This is a genomic window from Thalassobaculum sp. OXR-137, assembly GCF_034377285.1.
GTDB lineage: Bacteria > Pseudomonadota > Alphaproteobacteria > Thalassobaculales > Thalassobaculaceae > Thalassobaculum.
Genome location: NZ_CP139715.1, coordinates 3,165,734 through 3,179,161, shown reverse-complemented (window position 1 = coordinate 3,179,161; position 13,428 = coordinate 3,165,734). Strand labels below are relative to the sequence as shown.

13 protein-coding genes and 1 riboswitch are annotated in these 13,428 nt (G+C 67.5%); of the genes, 5 read left to right on the top strand and 8 right to left on the bottom strand.

Features of this window, described 5'->3' with window-relative positions; all coding sequences use genetic code 11:
- Positions 1–212 precede the first annotated feature (212 nt).
- The 5 genes from T8K17_RS15000 to T8K17_RS14980 form a co-directional block, all read right to left on the bottom strand.
- Complete coding sequence (locus tag T8K17_RS15000) at positions 213–1,253, bottom strand: oligopeptide/dipeptide ABC transporter ATP-binding protein (RefSeq protein WP_322330545.1); 1,041 nt, start codon at positions 1,251–1,253, stop codon at positions 213–215.
- Positions 1,250–2,266, bottom strand: coding sequence for an ABC transporter ATP-binding protein (locus T8K17_RS14995; RefSeq protein ID WP_322330544.1), 1,017 nt, complete (start codon positions 2,264–2,266; stop codon positions 1,250–1,252). The genes T8K17_RS15000 and T8K17_RS14995 overlap by 4 nt, the downstream gene beginning before the upstream one ends.
- An 11-nt stretch (positions 2,267–2,277) precedes the next feature.
- Positions 2,278–3,237, bottom strand: coding sequence for an ABC transporter permease (locus T8K17_RS14990; protein ID WP_322330543.1), 960 nt, complete (start codon positions 3,235–3,237; stop codon positions 2,278–2,280).
- Complete coding sequence (locus tag T8K17_RS14985; protein ID WP_322330542.1) at positions 3,234–4,214, bottom strand: ABC transporter permease; 981 nt, start codon at positions 4,212–4,214, stop codon at positions 3,234–3,236. The genes T8K17_RS14990 and T8K17_RS14985 overlap by 4 nt, the downstream gene beginning before the upstream one ends.
- 115 nt (positions 4,215–4,329) lie before the next feature.
- Positions 4,330–5,943, bottom strand: coding sequence for an ABC transporter substrate-binding protein (locus T8K17_RS14980; protein ID WP_322330541.1), 1,614 nt, complete (start codon positions 5,941–5,943; stop codon positions 4,330–4,332).
- Between the two features lie 363 nt (positions 5,944–6,306).
- On the opposite strand from T8K17_RS14980, the gene T8K17_RS14975 reads away from it, so the two are divergent.
- The 5 genes from T8K17_RS14975 (at position 6,307) to T8K17_RS14955 (ending at position 11,561) form a co-directional block, all read left to right on the top strand.
- A complete protein-coding gene (locus tag T8K17_RS14975; RefSeq protein WP_322330540.1) occupies positions 6,307–7,272 on the top strand; it encodes a succinylglutamate desuccinylase/aspartoacylase domain-containing protein in 966 nt (321 codons plus the stop codon).
- Positions 7,265–8,422: an AbrB family transcriptional regulator gene (locus T8K17_RS14970; protein ID WP_322330539.1), complete on the top strand. Its 1,158-nt coding sequence runs from the start codon at positions 7,265–7,267 to the stop codon at positions 8,420–8,422. The genes T8K17_RS14975 and T8K17_RS14970 overlap by 8 nt, the downstream gene beginning before the upstream one ends.
- Positions 8,423–8,655: 233 nt before the next feature.
- The gene (locus T8K17_RS14965) at positions 8,656–10,113 is read left to right on the top strand and encodes an ATP-binding protein (RefSeq protein ID WP_322330538.1); all 1,458 of its coding nucleotides are present in this window, start codon (positions 8,656–8,658) and stop codon (positions 10,111–10,113) included.
- A 62-nt stretch (positions 10,114–10,175) separates the two neighbouring features.
- A riboswitch (FMN riboswitch) is annotated at positions 10,176–10,335 on the top strand.
- Positions 10,336–10,417: 82 nt separating this feature from the next.
- Positions 10,418–10,909 (top strand): 6,7-dimethyl-8-ribityllumazine synthase, encoded by a 492-nt coding sequence (locus T8K17_RS14960; RefSeq protein WP_322330537.1) that lies wholly within the window; start codon positions 10,418–10,420, stop codon positions 10,907–10,909.
- Between the two features lie 88 nt (positions 10,910–10,997).
- On the top strand, positions 10,998–11,561 hold the full coding sequence (locus T8K17_RS14955) for a hypothetical protein (protein WP_322330536.1): 564 nt from the start codon (positions 10,998–11,000) through the stop codon (positions 11,559–11,561).
- A gap of 54 nt (positions 11,562–11,615) precedes the next feature.
- On the opposite strand, the gene T8K17_RS14950 is transcribed toward T8K17_RS14955, so the two are convergent.
- The 3 genes from T8K17_RS14950 to T8K17_RS14940 all read right to left on the bottom strand — a co-directional run bounded on the left by T8K17_RS14950 (position 11,616) and on the right by T8K17_RS14940 (position 13,416).
- Entirely contained in the window at positions 11,616–11,894 is a 279-nt protein-coding gene (locus tag T8K17_RS14950; RefSeq protein WP_322330535.1) for a hypothetical protein, read from the bottom strand.
- Positions 11,895–12,104: 210 nt separating this feature from the next.
- Positions 12,105–12,560 (bottom strand): YcgN family cysteine cluster protein, encoded by a 456-nt coding sequence (locus T8K17_RS14945; protein ID WP_322330534.1) that lies wholly within the window; start codon positions 12,558–12,560, stop codon positions 12,105–12,107.
- A 73-nt stretch (positions 12,561–12,633) separates the two neighbouring features.
- Positions 12,634–13,416 (bottom strand): class II aldolase/adducin family protein, encoded by a 783-nt coding sequence (locus tag T8K17_RS14940; RefSeq protein WP_322330533.1) that lies wholly within the window; start codon positions 13,414–13,416, stop codon positions 12,634–12,636.
- Positions 13,417–13,428 lie beyond the last annotated feature (12 nt).

Below are 13,428 nucleotides of genomic sequence, written 5' to 3'. Positions count from 1 at the left end.
AGCCCGTCACGCGGAGGCCTCTGCCCGGAATGAATCCGGGGGGTGCGCAGAGCGGGGGAGGCAGCGGCCTGTCGACGGAGGCGGCCCTTCGACACGCCCCTGCGGGGCTGCTCAGGACGAGGTAAATAAAATTGGCAACAGATGAAATGACCTCGCCCTGAGCAGGACCCCGGCGCAACGCCGGGGGCCGTGTCGAAGGGCCGTGTGTCCGGTCACGCCTCGTCGTTGAGATGGCAGGCCGAGAACCGGCCCGGCGCGATCTCCTTGAGCAGCGGCTGCTCCGCCTTGCAGCGCGCATGGGCATGCGGGCAGCGCGGATGGAAGTGGCAGCCCGGCGGCGGGTTCAGCGGCGACGGGATCTCGCCCTTCACCGGCACGAACTTGCGCTTGCGGGTGTCGAGCCGCGGCACCTCGGCCAACAGGGCCTGGGTGTAGGGATGGTTGGCGTCGGCGAAGATGTCTTCGGTCCGCGCCGTCTCCACCACCCGGCCGAGATACATGATCACGACCCGGTCCGACAGGTGCTCCACCACGCCGAGATCGTGGCTGATGAACAGGTAGGTGAGGTGGAACTCCTCGCGCAGGCGCATGAACAGGTTCAGCACCTGGGCCTGGATCGACACGTCGAGCGCGGCGACCGACTCGTCGCAGACCAAGAAGTCCGGGTTCACCGCCAGGGCGCGGGCGATGCCGATGCGCTGACGCTGGCCGCCGGAGAACTGGTGCGGATAGCGCCGGGCGTAGCTCGGGTCGAGACCGACCCGCAGCAGCATCTCGGCGACGTACTCCTCGCTCCCCTTGGCGTCGACCAGGCCATGCACCTTCGGCGCCTCGCCGATGATGTCCTGGACCCGCATGCGCGGGTTCAGCGAGCTCATCGGATCCTGGAAGATCATCTGGACCTTCAGGGCGGTATCGCGGGCCTCAGCCGAGGTCTGGGTCGACAGCTCGCGGCCGCGGAACAGCACGTCGCCCTCGGTCGCGGGATGCACGCCGGCAACCACGCGGCCCAGGGTGGACTTCCCGCACCCGGACTCGCCGACCAGGCCGACCACCTCGCCGTCGGCGATGGTCAGGGAAACATCGTCGACCGCATGGACGATCTCGTCCTTCAGGCCGGCGCCGAACAGGTTGGCGATCTTGGCGGCGGCATCCAGCGACTTTACGAAGCGCTTGGAGACGTGGCGCAGTTCGACGATGGGCTTGTCGGCCGCCGGTACTGCGGCGACGTCGTGTTCGGTTGCGGCGCTCATGCGGTCACCTCGGGCGTCGAAACGGCGGCGGCCTCTCCCGCCGCGACCGGATAATGGCAGCGCACGTCGCGGCCGGGCACCGGATGGGTGATCTCCGGCTCGATGTCGCAGTCCGGGCCCACGCGCGGGCAGCGCGTCTTGAACGGGCAGCCCTTGGGCAGGTTGAGCAGCGACGGCGTCATGCCGGGGATCTGCGCCAGCGGCTGGCCGCGCTTGTTGCGGCTCGGCACCGAGCTGATCAGGCCGTGGGTATAGGGATGCGACGGGTGGTCCAGCACGTCGTTGACGGTGCCGTGCTCGACCACGCGGCCGGCATACATCACGCAGATCTCGTCGGCGAGGCCGGCCACCACGGAGAGGTCGTGGGTGATCCAGATCATCGCCGTGCCGGTCTCCTCGCAGAGCTTCTGCACCTCGTAGAGGATCTGGCCCTGGATGGTGACGTCGAGGGCGGTGGTCGGCTCGTCGGCGACGATCAGGTCCGGCTTGTTCAGCAGGGCGATGGCGATGGCCACGCGCTGGCGCATGCCGCCGGAGAACTGGTGCGGATAGGAGCGCAGCCGCTCCTCCGCCGCCGGGATGCCGACCTGTTCCAGGGCGGCGCGCGAGCGCTCCCAGGCCTCGGCCCGACTCACGTTCTCATGCGCCTGGATCGCCTCGATCATCTGCGTGTCGACACGCAGGACCGGGTTCAGGGTCATCATCGGGTCCTGGAAGATCATCGCGATGTTGTTGCCCCGCAGACGGCGCATGCGCTCGTCGGAGGCGTTCGCGATGTTCTCGCCCTTGTACAGGATCTCGCCGCCCACGATGCGGCCCGGCTCGTCCACCAGGCCCATGATGGAGAAGCCGGTCACGGTCTTGCCCGAGCCGGACTCGCCCACCAGCCCCAGGACCTGACCCGGACGCACGGTGAAGGACACGTCGTTGACCGCCTTCACCTCGCCAGCGCGGGTGAAGAAATGGGTCTGCAGGTTCCGGACCTCGAGCGTCGGAACGTCGGAATTCGCCACCGGATCCCCTCTTACTTCTGCAGTCGCGGATTGAGCACGTCACGCAGCCGGTCGCCGACCAGGTTGATGCTCACGATCATGAACAGCAGCGCCAGCCCCGGAAACACGGTGATCCAGTACTTGCCGCTCATCACATAGTCGAACCCGTTGGAGATCAGCTTGCCCAGGGACGGCTCGGTCTGCGGCAGGCCGAGGCCGAGGAACGACAGCGTCGCCTCCAGGGAGATCGCGTGCGCCGTCTGCATGGTGCCGACCACGATGATCGGCGCGATGCAGTTCGGCAGCAGGTGGCGGAACACCACCCGCGAATTGCTCAGCGCCAGGCAGTTCGCCGCCTCGACATATTCCTTGCGCCGCTCGACCAGGGCCGAGCCGCGGATGGTGCGGGCGTAGTAGGCCCATTGCACCACCACCAGGGCGGCGATGATCTTGAACACCGCGAAATAGCCGGGCTCGTTCGGCCCGCCCTTGACCACGGCGAGCAGGATCAGCGCCACCAGGATCGCCGGGAAGGAGAGCTGCATGTCGACGACGCGCATGATGATCATGTCGGTGCGGCCGCCGAAATACGCGGCGATCATGCCCATGGTGCAGCCGATGATCAGGGCGATCACGCCGGACCCGACGCCGACCCCCAGGCTGATCCGCAACCCGTAGATCATGGCGCTGACCAGATCGCGGCCCGCACCGTCGGTGCCGAGCCAGGCGACCTTGCCGTTGGCCATTGTCTCGCCCGGGGCGAGCAGATTGTCCATGAAGCTGACCGACGCCAGATCGTAAGGATCGGTCGGCGCGATGAACGGCCCGATCACGGCGATGAAGATCACCAGAAGCACCCCGATGGCGCCGATCACGGCGACCGGGCTCTCCATATAGTCGGAGAGGATCCGCTTCCACGGGCTTTCGACGCCCGCGTCCTTCGACTTGCCGACAGTCGCCTCGACCGCGGTTTCTTCTTGGATCGCCGTCATGACTTGATGTCCTGCAAGCGGACCCGCGGATCGAGCAGCGAATAGCAGATGTCGACCGCCAGGTTCAGGAAGACGAAGAGCAGCACGATGATCATCAGGTAGGCGACGATCACCGGCCGGTCGAGAAGACCAATCGAGTCGATCAGCAGCTTGCCGATGCCGGGCCACGCGAAGATCGTCTCGGTCACCACCGAGAAGGCGACCAGGCCGCCGAACTCGAGGCCGAGCACGGTGACGACCGGGATCAGGATGTTCTTGAGCACATGCACGAAGATCACCCGGCGGTCGGTCAGACCCTTGGCGCGGGCGAACTTGACGTAGTCCTGGTGCACCACCTCGCGGGTACCGGCGCGGGCCAGGCGGGTGACCGCCGACAGCTTGAACAGCGCCAGGTTGACCGCCGGCAGCAGCACGTGGCTCCAGCCGTCCAGGGTGAGCAGCGAGGTGGGGAAGCCGAGCACGTAGTGGATCTCGTCGCCGCGTCCGGTGGACGGCAGCCAGCCGAGCTGCACCGAGAACAGCAGGATCATCATGATGCCGACCCAGAATGTCGGCAGGCTGAAGCCCAGGATCGATCCGGTCATGATGACCTTGGAATAAGCCGCCTCCGGCCGCAGTCCAGAGATCACACCCAGCGGAATGCCGAGGACGACGGAGATCAGCAGGGCGGCGACGGCCAGTTCCATGGTCGCCGGCAGCCGGTCCAGGATGAGCTGCAGCGCCGGCTCGTTGAAGACGAAGCTTTCGCCCATATTGCCCTGGGCGGCGTTCTGAAGGAATCGCAGGTACTGGATATGGAACGGCTTATCGAGGCCGAGGCTCTCGATGATGGCCGCCCGCTCCGCCTGATCGGCGTCCTCGGCGACCAGGATCTCGGTCGGATCCCCCACCAGGAAGACGCCCGAAAACACCAGAAATGACATAACCAGAACGACCAGGGCCGCCTGCATCAACCGTCTGATGATGAAAACCGTCATCACCGCCCTCTCATAATGGCTCTCCCGCGGCTGGTCGCACAGGACCCCGCGGGAAGCAAGGCGAAACGGAAAAAAGAAAGGGCACGGCCAGCGTCAACCGGCCGCGCCCCGCGGTTTACTCGGCCTTGACCAGGTCGTAGGCGGTCGTCCGCTCGTCCGTCCGCGGCGTGTACTTCAGGCCGGTACGGGTACCCCAGGTGTTGACCTGGTAGTGCAGCGGGATGATGCCCTGATTCTGACCGATGGCGATGTCGGTCGCCTCGGCCAGGAGCTTGCCGCGCTTCTCGTCGTCGACCGTGGTCAGCGCCTGGCTGATCAGGGCGTCGACCTTCGGGTCGGAGTGACGGCCGCGGTTGGACGCACCCCAGCCCTTGGACTGATCGTAGGTGGCCAGCAGCGACTTCAGCGGCGAGGAGGCCTCACCGGTGCCCGAGCCCCAGCCGACGAGGACGAAGCTGAACTCCGGCTCGCCGTCCGCACCCTTGGAGGCACGCGAGAAGAACACGTTCTTCGGCATGGTCACGACCTTGGTCGGGATGCCGGCCGCCGACAGCAACTGGCCGATCGCTTCGCAGATCTTGGCGTCGTTGATGTAGCGGTCGTTCGGACCGTGGATCGTCAGGCCGAAGCCGTCCGGATAGCCCGCTTCCGCCAGCAGCTTCTTGGCGGCGGCGACGTCGTACTTCTCCGGCTTCAGGTTCGGCGAGCGGCCGAAGAAACCGTCCGGCAGAAGCTGGCCGGCCGGCAGGGCGACGCCCTCCATGACGCGCTCGACGATGGCCGGGCGGTTGATCATCATGGAAATGGCCTTACGCACCCGCGGGTCGAGCAGCGGGTTCTTGTCCAGCGGGTTGCCGTCCTTGTCGGTGACGAAGGGCGACTTCTCGCGCCACTGGTCCAGGTGCAGGTAGATGATGCGGTTCGACACGCCGGCGCTCAGGGAGACGTCCTTGTTCTTCTCGAGCGTCGTGATGTCGGAGGTCGGGACGTTGTCGATCATGTCCACGTCGCCGGCCAGCAGGGCGGCCACGCGCGCCGGCTCGGACGGGATGAACTTGAAGGTCACCTTGTCCCAGGTCTGGTTGAGCGGACCGACATAGCCGTCGAACTTCTCCAGGACGATGCGGTCGCCCTTCTTCCACTCGACGAACTTGTACGGGCCGCTGCCGATGGTGGCGGTGCCGTCGTTAAAGTCGCTGGCATCGATGCCCATGTTGACGTCGGCCGGGGCGGTGCCCTTCGCCTCGGAAGACATGATCATGACGCTGGTCAGGTCGTTCGGCATCAGCGGGTAGGGACCCTCGGTGCTGATGTGCAGCGTGTAGTCGTCCACCTTGGTGACGGTCTTGCCCTTGGTGTAGATCCGGAACGAGGAGTTGCCGCCCGTGTAGCCGTCGGCCCGCGCGAACGAGTAGATCACGTCGTCCGCCGTCAGGTCGGTGCCGTCGTGGAACTTCGCACCGGGGCGGAGCTTGAACTCCCAGGTGGTGTCGTTGATCGCCCGGTACGACTCGGCGGCACTCGGGAACAGCTGCTGATTCGCGTCGAAATCGACGAGACGCACGAAAACATGCCCGATCAGGCTGTTGTTCGGGGTGAGGTTGTGGAAATACGGATCCATGGACGACGGCTCACTTCGGATACCGATCGTAATGTCCTCGGCCATCGCCGGGCCGGCCAAGGCCGCCATGGCGACCGCCGTAATACCCAGCCGACGAATAAAACTCATCCCTGCCTCCATCATTGCAATAGGATTGGTTGGCACGCACCGTCGTGTCGTTGCACGCGCGAAGGCCAGAGCATGGCGGAAACGACACGCGCAGACAATCCCGACCGACCGGAATTAACCAGCCGCCACGGGATCGCCGCGGCGGATCAATCGGTTGTCCTATGGTGTTCGCCTCGGCCTTGGCATAGCCTGAATCCGACGCCGTCCCGCGCTCCGCCCCAGCCTGTCGCCCCCGCCTGTCGCCCCCGCCTGCCGCGCCTGCCTGCCGACCCTGCCAACCACCGATCACAGCCCGACCGCCTCGATGTCCCCTCCCCCCGCTCCCGCACTGCACGGTCCCGGCCCAGCCCGCCCGGTGACGGCGTGACCGCCAGCGGTCCCTCCGGATCCTGGCCGGTCGAACTGCAGGCTCCGGATATCGAGCGCTGGCGGGCCGGCAATACCCGGATCCCGTTCTTCACCACCCTCGACTCGGGCACGGACGGCCCGCATGTGATGGTGACCGCGATCACCCATGGCAACGAGCTGTGCGGCGCCATCGTGCTCGACGCGTTCCTGGCCTCCGGCAAGCGGCCGCGGGCCGGCCGGCTGACCCTCGGCTTCTGCAACGTCGCCGCCTATCGATCCTTCGATCCCGCCTATCCGACCCTGTCGCGCTTCGTCGACGAGGACATGAACCGGGTCTGGGACCGCTCCACCCTGGACGGCCGGCGCTCCTCGGTGGAGCTCGCCCGCGCCCGGGCCATCCGCCCGCTGCTCGACACGGTCGACATGCTGCTGGACATCCACTCCATGGCGAACCCGGTGCCGCCGCTGATGCTGGCCGGGTCCTGCGACAAGGGCGTGGCCCTGGCCCGCAAGGTCGGCACCCCGGCCAGCATCGTCACCGATGCCGGCCACGCCGCCGGGGCGCGGATGCGCGACTACGGCGTCTTCAACGATCCGTCCGACCCGCGCGCCGCCCTGCTGCTGGAGGCCGGCCAACACTGGGCCGCCGGGACCCTGCCGGTGGCGCGAGAGGCGTTCGACCGGTTCCTGGTGGCGACCGGCATGCTGGATCCGCAGGACGTCCCGGCCGCCCACCGCGCCGCGCCGCCGCCCCAGGAGGTCATCCAGGTCACCGAGGCGATCACCGCGCGGGGCCGGAACTTCGCCTTCGTGGCCGACTATCTCGGCGCCGAGAAGATCGAGCGGGCCGGCACCGTGATCGCCCATGACGACGGCGAGCCGGTGGTCACCCCCTATGACAATTGCATTCTGATCATGCCGTCGCGCGCGCCCGCCCCGGGCCAGACGGCAGTCCGCCTGGGACGGATCGTCGATGGTTGAGAGCGACAAGAAACCCGCCGGCCCGCAGAACGGCGGCCCGGACCCGGACGACGACCTGATTCCGGAGGAGACGCCCGGCAAGCCCGGCGGCGACAAGATGACCGCCGGCAAGCGCAGCGGCTCCATGGTTCTGGCGCTGGCGATCGGGACGGCCGGCGGCTTCCTCTTCGCCTGGCTCAAGCTGCCGCTGCCCTGGATGATGGGCGCCATGGTCGCCACCACCATCGCCTCGGTCGCCGGCGCCGATATCCGCATCGACTACCGGCTGCGCACGGCGATGATCGCCGTCTTGGGCGTCATGCTGGGCAGCGCCTTCCGGCCCGAGCTGATCGACCGCGCCGGGGAATGGGCGATCACGATCAGCGGCCTGCTGGTCTACGCGATCACCGCCGGGTCGCTGGTCACCTGGTATTTCCGCAAGGTCGGCGGCTACGACGCGGTGACGTCCTACTTCTCGGCCTCGCCGGGCGGCCTGAACGAGATGGTGCTGGTCGGCCGCGCCATGGGCGGCGACGACCGGATCATCGCCCTCACCCACTCCGCGCGCATTCTGCTCGTCGTCATGACGATCCCGTTCGTGTTCCGGATCTTCGCCGACTACACGCCCTCGGCGACCCTGCTGCCGCCGGGGGGCGGGCTCGACATGGCGGTGGAGGACTGGGCGATCCTCGCCGGCTGCGCAGTAATCGGCGCGGTGGTCGGCAAGCTGCTGCGCATTCCGGCCGCCTTCCTGGTCGGGCCGATGGCGATGTCGGGGATCATCCACCTCGCCGGCGTCACCGAGGCGAGCCCGCCGAGCCTGCTCGTCGCCTGCGCCCAGGTGGTGATGGGCACCGGCATCGGCTGCCGCTTCGCCGGCACACCGCTGAAGACGATCATGCGGGTGGTCACGATTTCCATCGGCTCGACCATAATCCTGATGGTGTCGGGCGTGCTGTTCGGGCTCGCGCTGGAGCGGATCACCGGCGTGCCGTGGTTCATTCTGGTGCTGGCCTATGCCCCGGGCGGGCTGGCGGAGATGAGCCTGATCGCCCTGGCGCTCGGCCGCGACGTCGCCTTCGTGGCCACCCACCACATCTTCCGCATCGGCTTCATCGTGATCCTGGCGCCGATGGCCTTCCGGCTGATGCGGCGGGGCGGGAAGACCTAGGCGCCGGCTCTCATCGTGGGAGGGTCGGTCCGCCCCTCAGCCGCGGGCAGACACGAGGTCCCTGCTGACGGGCGCCGATCGGGCCGCGACACCTGTTGCGCCACCGCGACCGTCGCTCCCCGGAGGTCGGGTCGGGCCAACTCTCCTTGACCTTAGGGCCGTCCGCCGGTTCTAACGGAGTCGCCGTTCCGCTATTCTGTCCGTCAGACACCGGAAACTCCTGGGTATTATCGGTGACATCCTTTCAGTCGGACGCAGTTCAGACCTTCCTGTTTCTCTCGATCGCATTCCTGCTGGTCTGGATCTCGCGCACTCACGCGCCCGGCGTCCGCCCCGGTCTGCGCTGGATGGCCGCCGGCTTCGTCGGGTTCGCCGCGTCCGAGGCGGGCCACGCCCTGATCGCGGACCGCTATGGGCTCGCCGAGCTGCTCCCGGTCGCCGCCGGCATGGCGCTTTTCGCCATCGGTCTGCTGCGGTTCACCCGCACCCTGAACACCAGCACCACGACGTCCGAGATGCTGCGCTCCGCCCTCGACACCTCGTCGGACGGCGTCTGGCTCTATGACTCCAACGAGCGGGTGGTGTTCACCAACAACCGGTACCACGAGCTGAATCCCGAGGTGCCGCCGCAGGACCAGATCACGACCTACACGATGGAGGAGCTGCTCCGGCTCAACCAGCGGACCAAGGACGTGAAGGCCGAGATCGCCCCGGAGTCCCGGATCCAGGAGATCCTGGCCGAACGGCGCAGCGGCCGGGAGATCGTGAAGGAGGTGACCCGCCCCAACGGCACCACCTATCTGATCCGGGCCAAGCCGACCCGCGACGGCGGGCTGCTGGTCCTGCAGACCGACATCACCGCGCTCAAGCACGCCCAGCACGACCTGCTCGAGGCGAAGAGCGCGCTGGAGGCCGCCAACCGCGACTTGGAACGCAATGTCCGCGACCGCACCCAGGAACTTCGCCGCGCGCTGCTTCAAGCCGAGATGGCCAACCGCTCCAAGACCGACTTCCTGGCCAATATGAGCCATGAACTGCGCACGCCCCTGAACTCGATCATCGGCTTTGCCGGGATGATCAGCCAGCGGGTCTACGGCCCCGTCGGCGACGACCGGTATCTGGAATGCGCCCGCTACGTCCACGAGTCCGGCATGCATCTGCTCGAACTGATCAACGAGGTCCTGGACGTGGCGCGGATCGAGGCGGGCCAGCTCACCATCGCCCCGCAATATGTCGGCGTCGGCGACGTGTTCCGGGAATGCGCGGCGATGCTGACGCCGCGGGCCAGCTCGAAGGACATCGCCCTGACCTTCGAGGCCGCACCCGACACCCCGCCCGCCTTCGCGGACAGCCTGCGCATCAAACAGATCGTCCTGAACCTCGCCGAGAACGCGATCAAGTTCACGCCGAACGGCGGCTCGGTCGCCGTCTCCTCCGAGGCGACCAACGAGGGCGGCGTGCGGATCACGATCCGCGACACCGGCATCGGCATGACCGCGCCGGAGGTCGAACGCGCGCTGGAACGGTTCGGCCAGGTCGGCAGCGGACACATGGTCTCGCGCGAAGGTGTCGGGCTGGGGCTGGCCATCTGCAAGTCGCTGATGGAGCTGCACGGCGGCACCCTCGGTATCGACAGCGCGCCGGACGCGGGCACCACGGTCACCATCGTCTTCCCGCCGCGCCCGGCATAGATCGGCCCTCTCGACGCCCCCGTGCCGCCGCTGTAGTGTCCCGCCGCCGCACCGGTGGTGCGGCGCGTTATCGGGGCGGGGTGGAAGTCCCCACCGGCGGTGATGCTCCGGACCGTGTCCGGGGCTCAGCCCGCGAGCGCCCTCGGCGTAACATCCGAGGGGTCAGCAGATCCGGTGCGATCCCGGAGCCGACGGTCACAGTCCGGATGAAAGATAACGAAGGAGAGAGCGCGACCGGGACAGCCGGGCCGCGCCCGCGAGTTCGTACGTCCTGATTCACCGCTTTTGTCCAAGGAGGACAGCCATGAATCAGAGCACCGAAACCACCACCACCCCCTCCCCCCGGACCGGCCGGATCGCCTTCATTCAGGCGCGCTGGCATGCCGAGATCGTCGATGCCTGCCGGGTCTCGTTCCTGGAGAGCCTCGGCCGCGACCGGCCCGGCGGCTTCGCGGTCGACGTCTACGACGTGCCCGGCGCCTTCGAGATCCCGCTGCTGGCCCGGCGGCTGGCGCGGTCGGGGACGTACCAGGCGGTCGTCGCCGCCGCCTTCGTAGTCGACGGCGGCATCTACCGCCACGACTTCGTCGCCCAGAGCGTGATCTCCGGGCTGATGCAGGCGCAGATGGAGGCCGACGTGCCGGTCCTGTCGGCCGTGCTCACCCCGCACCGGTTCCACGAGAGCGCCGAGCACAAGGCCTTCTTCCTCGACCACTTCCGCCTGAAGGGCCGCGAGGTGGCCGCCGCCTGCCTCGCCGTCACTTCAGAGCCGGCGCCGGTGGAGATCGCCGCCTAGTGATACGAACCGCCGCAGCCGCCTTCGGCGCATTCCATGGGCCCGGCGGCTGCGGCATACTCCGGGCAACAGATTTGGGAGGATACCAATGTTCGATCTCGATCGGTTCATCGAGGAGTGTTACGCGGCCCTGGACGAGAAGACGCCGGAGCGCGCGGCCCAGGAGGTCGTCGCCCGCGCGGTGGAAGACCCGAGCGCGCTGATGAAGGCGCTGGGCGAGCCGCAGCAGGCCGGGGTCAACACCCTGCACCGCTCCGACCGGCTGACCGTGCTGAACCTGGTCTGGGGACCGGAGATGCACCTGATGCCGCACAACCACAACATGTGGGCGTCGATCGGCATCTATACCGGGGCTGAGCTGAACACCTTCTGGCGGCGCACGCCGGAGGGGCTGCAGCAGCTCGGCGGCAAGGAGATGGGCGAGAAGGAAGCGGTCTGGCTCGGCGAGACGGCGATCCACTCGGTCACCAATCCGCTGTCGAAGCTGACCGGCGCGCTGCATGTCTATGGCGGCGATTTCTTCGCGCCGGGCCGCAGCGAGTGGGACGACGAGACCCTGAAGGAGGCGCCCTACGACAGCGAGAAGCTGGTGCGCCTGTTCGAGGAGAGCAACACCCGCCTCGACGAGCTGAAGGCGGCCGGCGCACTCTGAGCGCCAGCCGTCGCCCGGCAGCCCGCCCCGGTCAGGGGCGGGTCCGCCGGCCGATCACTGGCCGCGGTCGACCTTGTCGATGCCGCCCTCGACCGAGATCCGGCCGCCGCTCTGTTCGCGCTCGGGGGCTGGAGCGGGCGCCACCTGACCGTCGGCGGTGCTCGGGCCCAGGCCGCCGTCGCGCGGGGTGCAGGTGTTGGAGAAGACCTGGGTGAACAGGCTCTCCTTGCACTCCGCCCAGGGCCGGTCGAGCTTGCCGCTCTCGGCCATATAGATCTGACTGATGGCCAGCACGGCGAGAATCGCCGCCAGTATCCACATGCCTCGGCTCATCGGGTCCTCATTCTCATACGCTGTTCAGGTGGTCGGGATATGGGGATCGCGCGGGCCCGGTGCCAGTCCTGCGACGGTCACCTTCTCCCCCCAACCGACGTCCTGGAAGGGCCGAAGGTCCTATCCAGGACCGTGTCCCCGGCGTCGATCACAGGGTCCTGGATCACTCCTTCGGAGCGTCCAGGAAGTCGGTAAAAGAAAAGTTCCCCCTCACGCCGGCCAGTCGACGATGTGCTCGAGCAGCTCCTCGTCGTCCACCACCGTCTCCGAGATCGCCCGGCCGCGCACGGAGATCCCGGCCTCGTGCACGGTGTTGGCGTCGCCGCTGACCAGCGGGTGCCACCAGTAGAGCGGCCTGCCCTCGTTCAGCAGGCGGTAGGCGCAGGTCGAAGGCATCCACTTGAGCTGGCTCACCAGCTTGACGCTGAGCACCACGCAGTCCGGCACGATCTTCTTGCGGTTGGGATAGTCCGAGCAGCGGCAGCTATCGCAGTCCAGCAGCTTGCAGGCGACGTCCGTATAGGAGATCTCGTCGGTATCGGCGTCCTGCAGCTTGACCAGGCAACACTTGCCGCAGCCGTCGCACAGGCTCTCCCACTCGGCCGGGGTCATCGCCGAGAGCGGTTTGCGCTCCCAGAACCGTTCGTCGGTCTCGTCCGCCTGCATGATTCCCGTCTGTGCCGGTTGCGCCCCCTACCGGCCCCGCCCCGTCCCGGCTCAAGGCCGGGATTGGCCGGGGTCAGTCGCGGAAGCTGGGGTCGATCCTGTCCATCTTGCGCATCAGGGCGGCGAATTCCAGTGCGCCGTATTCGGCGGCGGATTCCGCGAAGCCGTTGACGTCGGCGCCGGACTTCTTGGCGACGTTGTCGGTGATGATGTTCAGGGTCCCGGCCGAGCCGGCATCGATCTGCACCTGGGCCGCGCGCTCCAGCCGGTACAGCCACAGGAAGGCCTCGGCCACGGTGCGGCCGGTGGTCAGCAGCCCGTGGTTCTTCAGCACCATGGCGTGGTTGTCGCCCAGGCTCTCCACGATGCGGTCTCGCTCGTCGAGATACAGGCTGACGCCCTCGTAGTCGTGGTAGCTGATCCGGTCGACGAAGGCGGTGGAGCCCATGGAGATCGGCAGCACGCCCTCCTTGACCGCGGCGATCGCCATGCCCGAGCGCGAATGGGTGTGCATCACCACCTGGTGCAGCTCGCTATGGGCCATGTGGACGGCGGAATGGATGACGAAGCCGGCCTGGTTCACCCCGTATGGGTTGTCCGTGTCGATCTTGTTCCCCTCGACGTCGATCTTCACCAGGTTGGAGGCGGTGACCTCGTCGTAGTTCAGGCCGTAGGGGTTGATGAGGAAATGCAGGTCGGGGCCCGGCACCTTGGCGGTGAGGTGGCCGTAGATCAGCTCGCACCAGCCGAAATAATCGACCATGCGGTAGGCGGCGGCGAGCTCGACCCGGAGCTGCCACTCGGCGTCGCTGATACCGGCGGGGCGGGCGACCTTCACGGGGGTCATGTCGTTCATGGCGGTTTCCTC

What these genes read in the sequence shown, in the direction of transcription:
- T8K17_RS14945 (WP_322330534.1), bottom strand. Translation starts at nt 12,560, where the DNA reads ATGCAGGCGGACGAGACCGACGAACGGTTCTGGGAGCGCAAACCGCTC.
- T8K17_RS14970 (WP_322330539.1), top strand. Translation starts at nt 7,265, where the DNA reads ATGGTTGAGAGCGACAAGAAACCCGCCGGCCCGCAGAACGGCGGCCCG.
- T8K17_RS14960 (WP_322330537.1), top strand. Translation starts at nt 10,418, where the DNA reads ATGAATCAGAGCACCGAAACCACCACCACCCCCTCCCCCCGGACCGGC.
- T8K17_RS14990 (WP_322330543.1), bottom strand. Translation starts at nt 3,237, where the DNA reads ATGACGGCGATCCAAGAAGAAACCGCGGTCGAGGCGACTGTCGGCAAG.
- T8K17_RS14955 (WP_322330536.1), top strand. Translation starts at nt 10,998, where the DNA reads ATGTTCGATCTCGATCGGTTCATCGAGGAGTGTTACGCGGCCCTGGAC.
- T8K17_RS15000 (WP_322330545.1), bottom strand. Translation starts at nt 1,253, where the DNA reads ATGAGCGCCGCAACCGAACACGACGTCGCCGCAGTACCGGCGGCCGAC.
- T8K17_RS14940 (WP_322330533.1), bottom strand. Translation starts at nt 13,416, where the DNA reads ATGAACGACATGACCCCCGTGAAGGTCGCCCGCCCCGCCGGTATCAGC.
- T8K17_RS14985 (WP_322330542.1), bottom strand. Translation starts at nt 4,214, where the DNA reads ATGACGGTTTTCATCATCAGACGGTTGATGCAGGCGGCCCTGGTCGTT.
- T8K17_RS14980 (WP_322330541.1), bottom strand. Translation starts at nt 5,943, where the DNA reads ATGAGTTTTATTCGTCGGCTGGGTATTACGGCGGTCGCCATGGCGGCC.
- T8K17_RS14950 (WP_322330535.1), bottom strand. Translation starts at nt 11,894, where the DNA reads ATGAGCCGAGGCATGTGGATACTGGCGGCGATTCTCGCCGTGCTGGCC.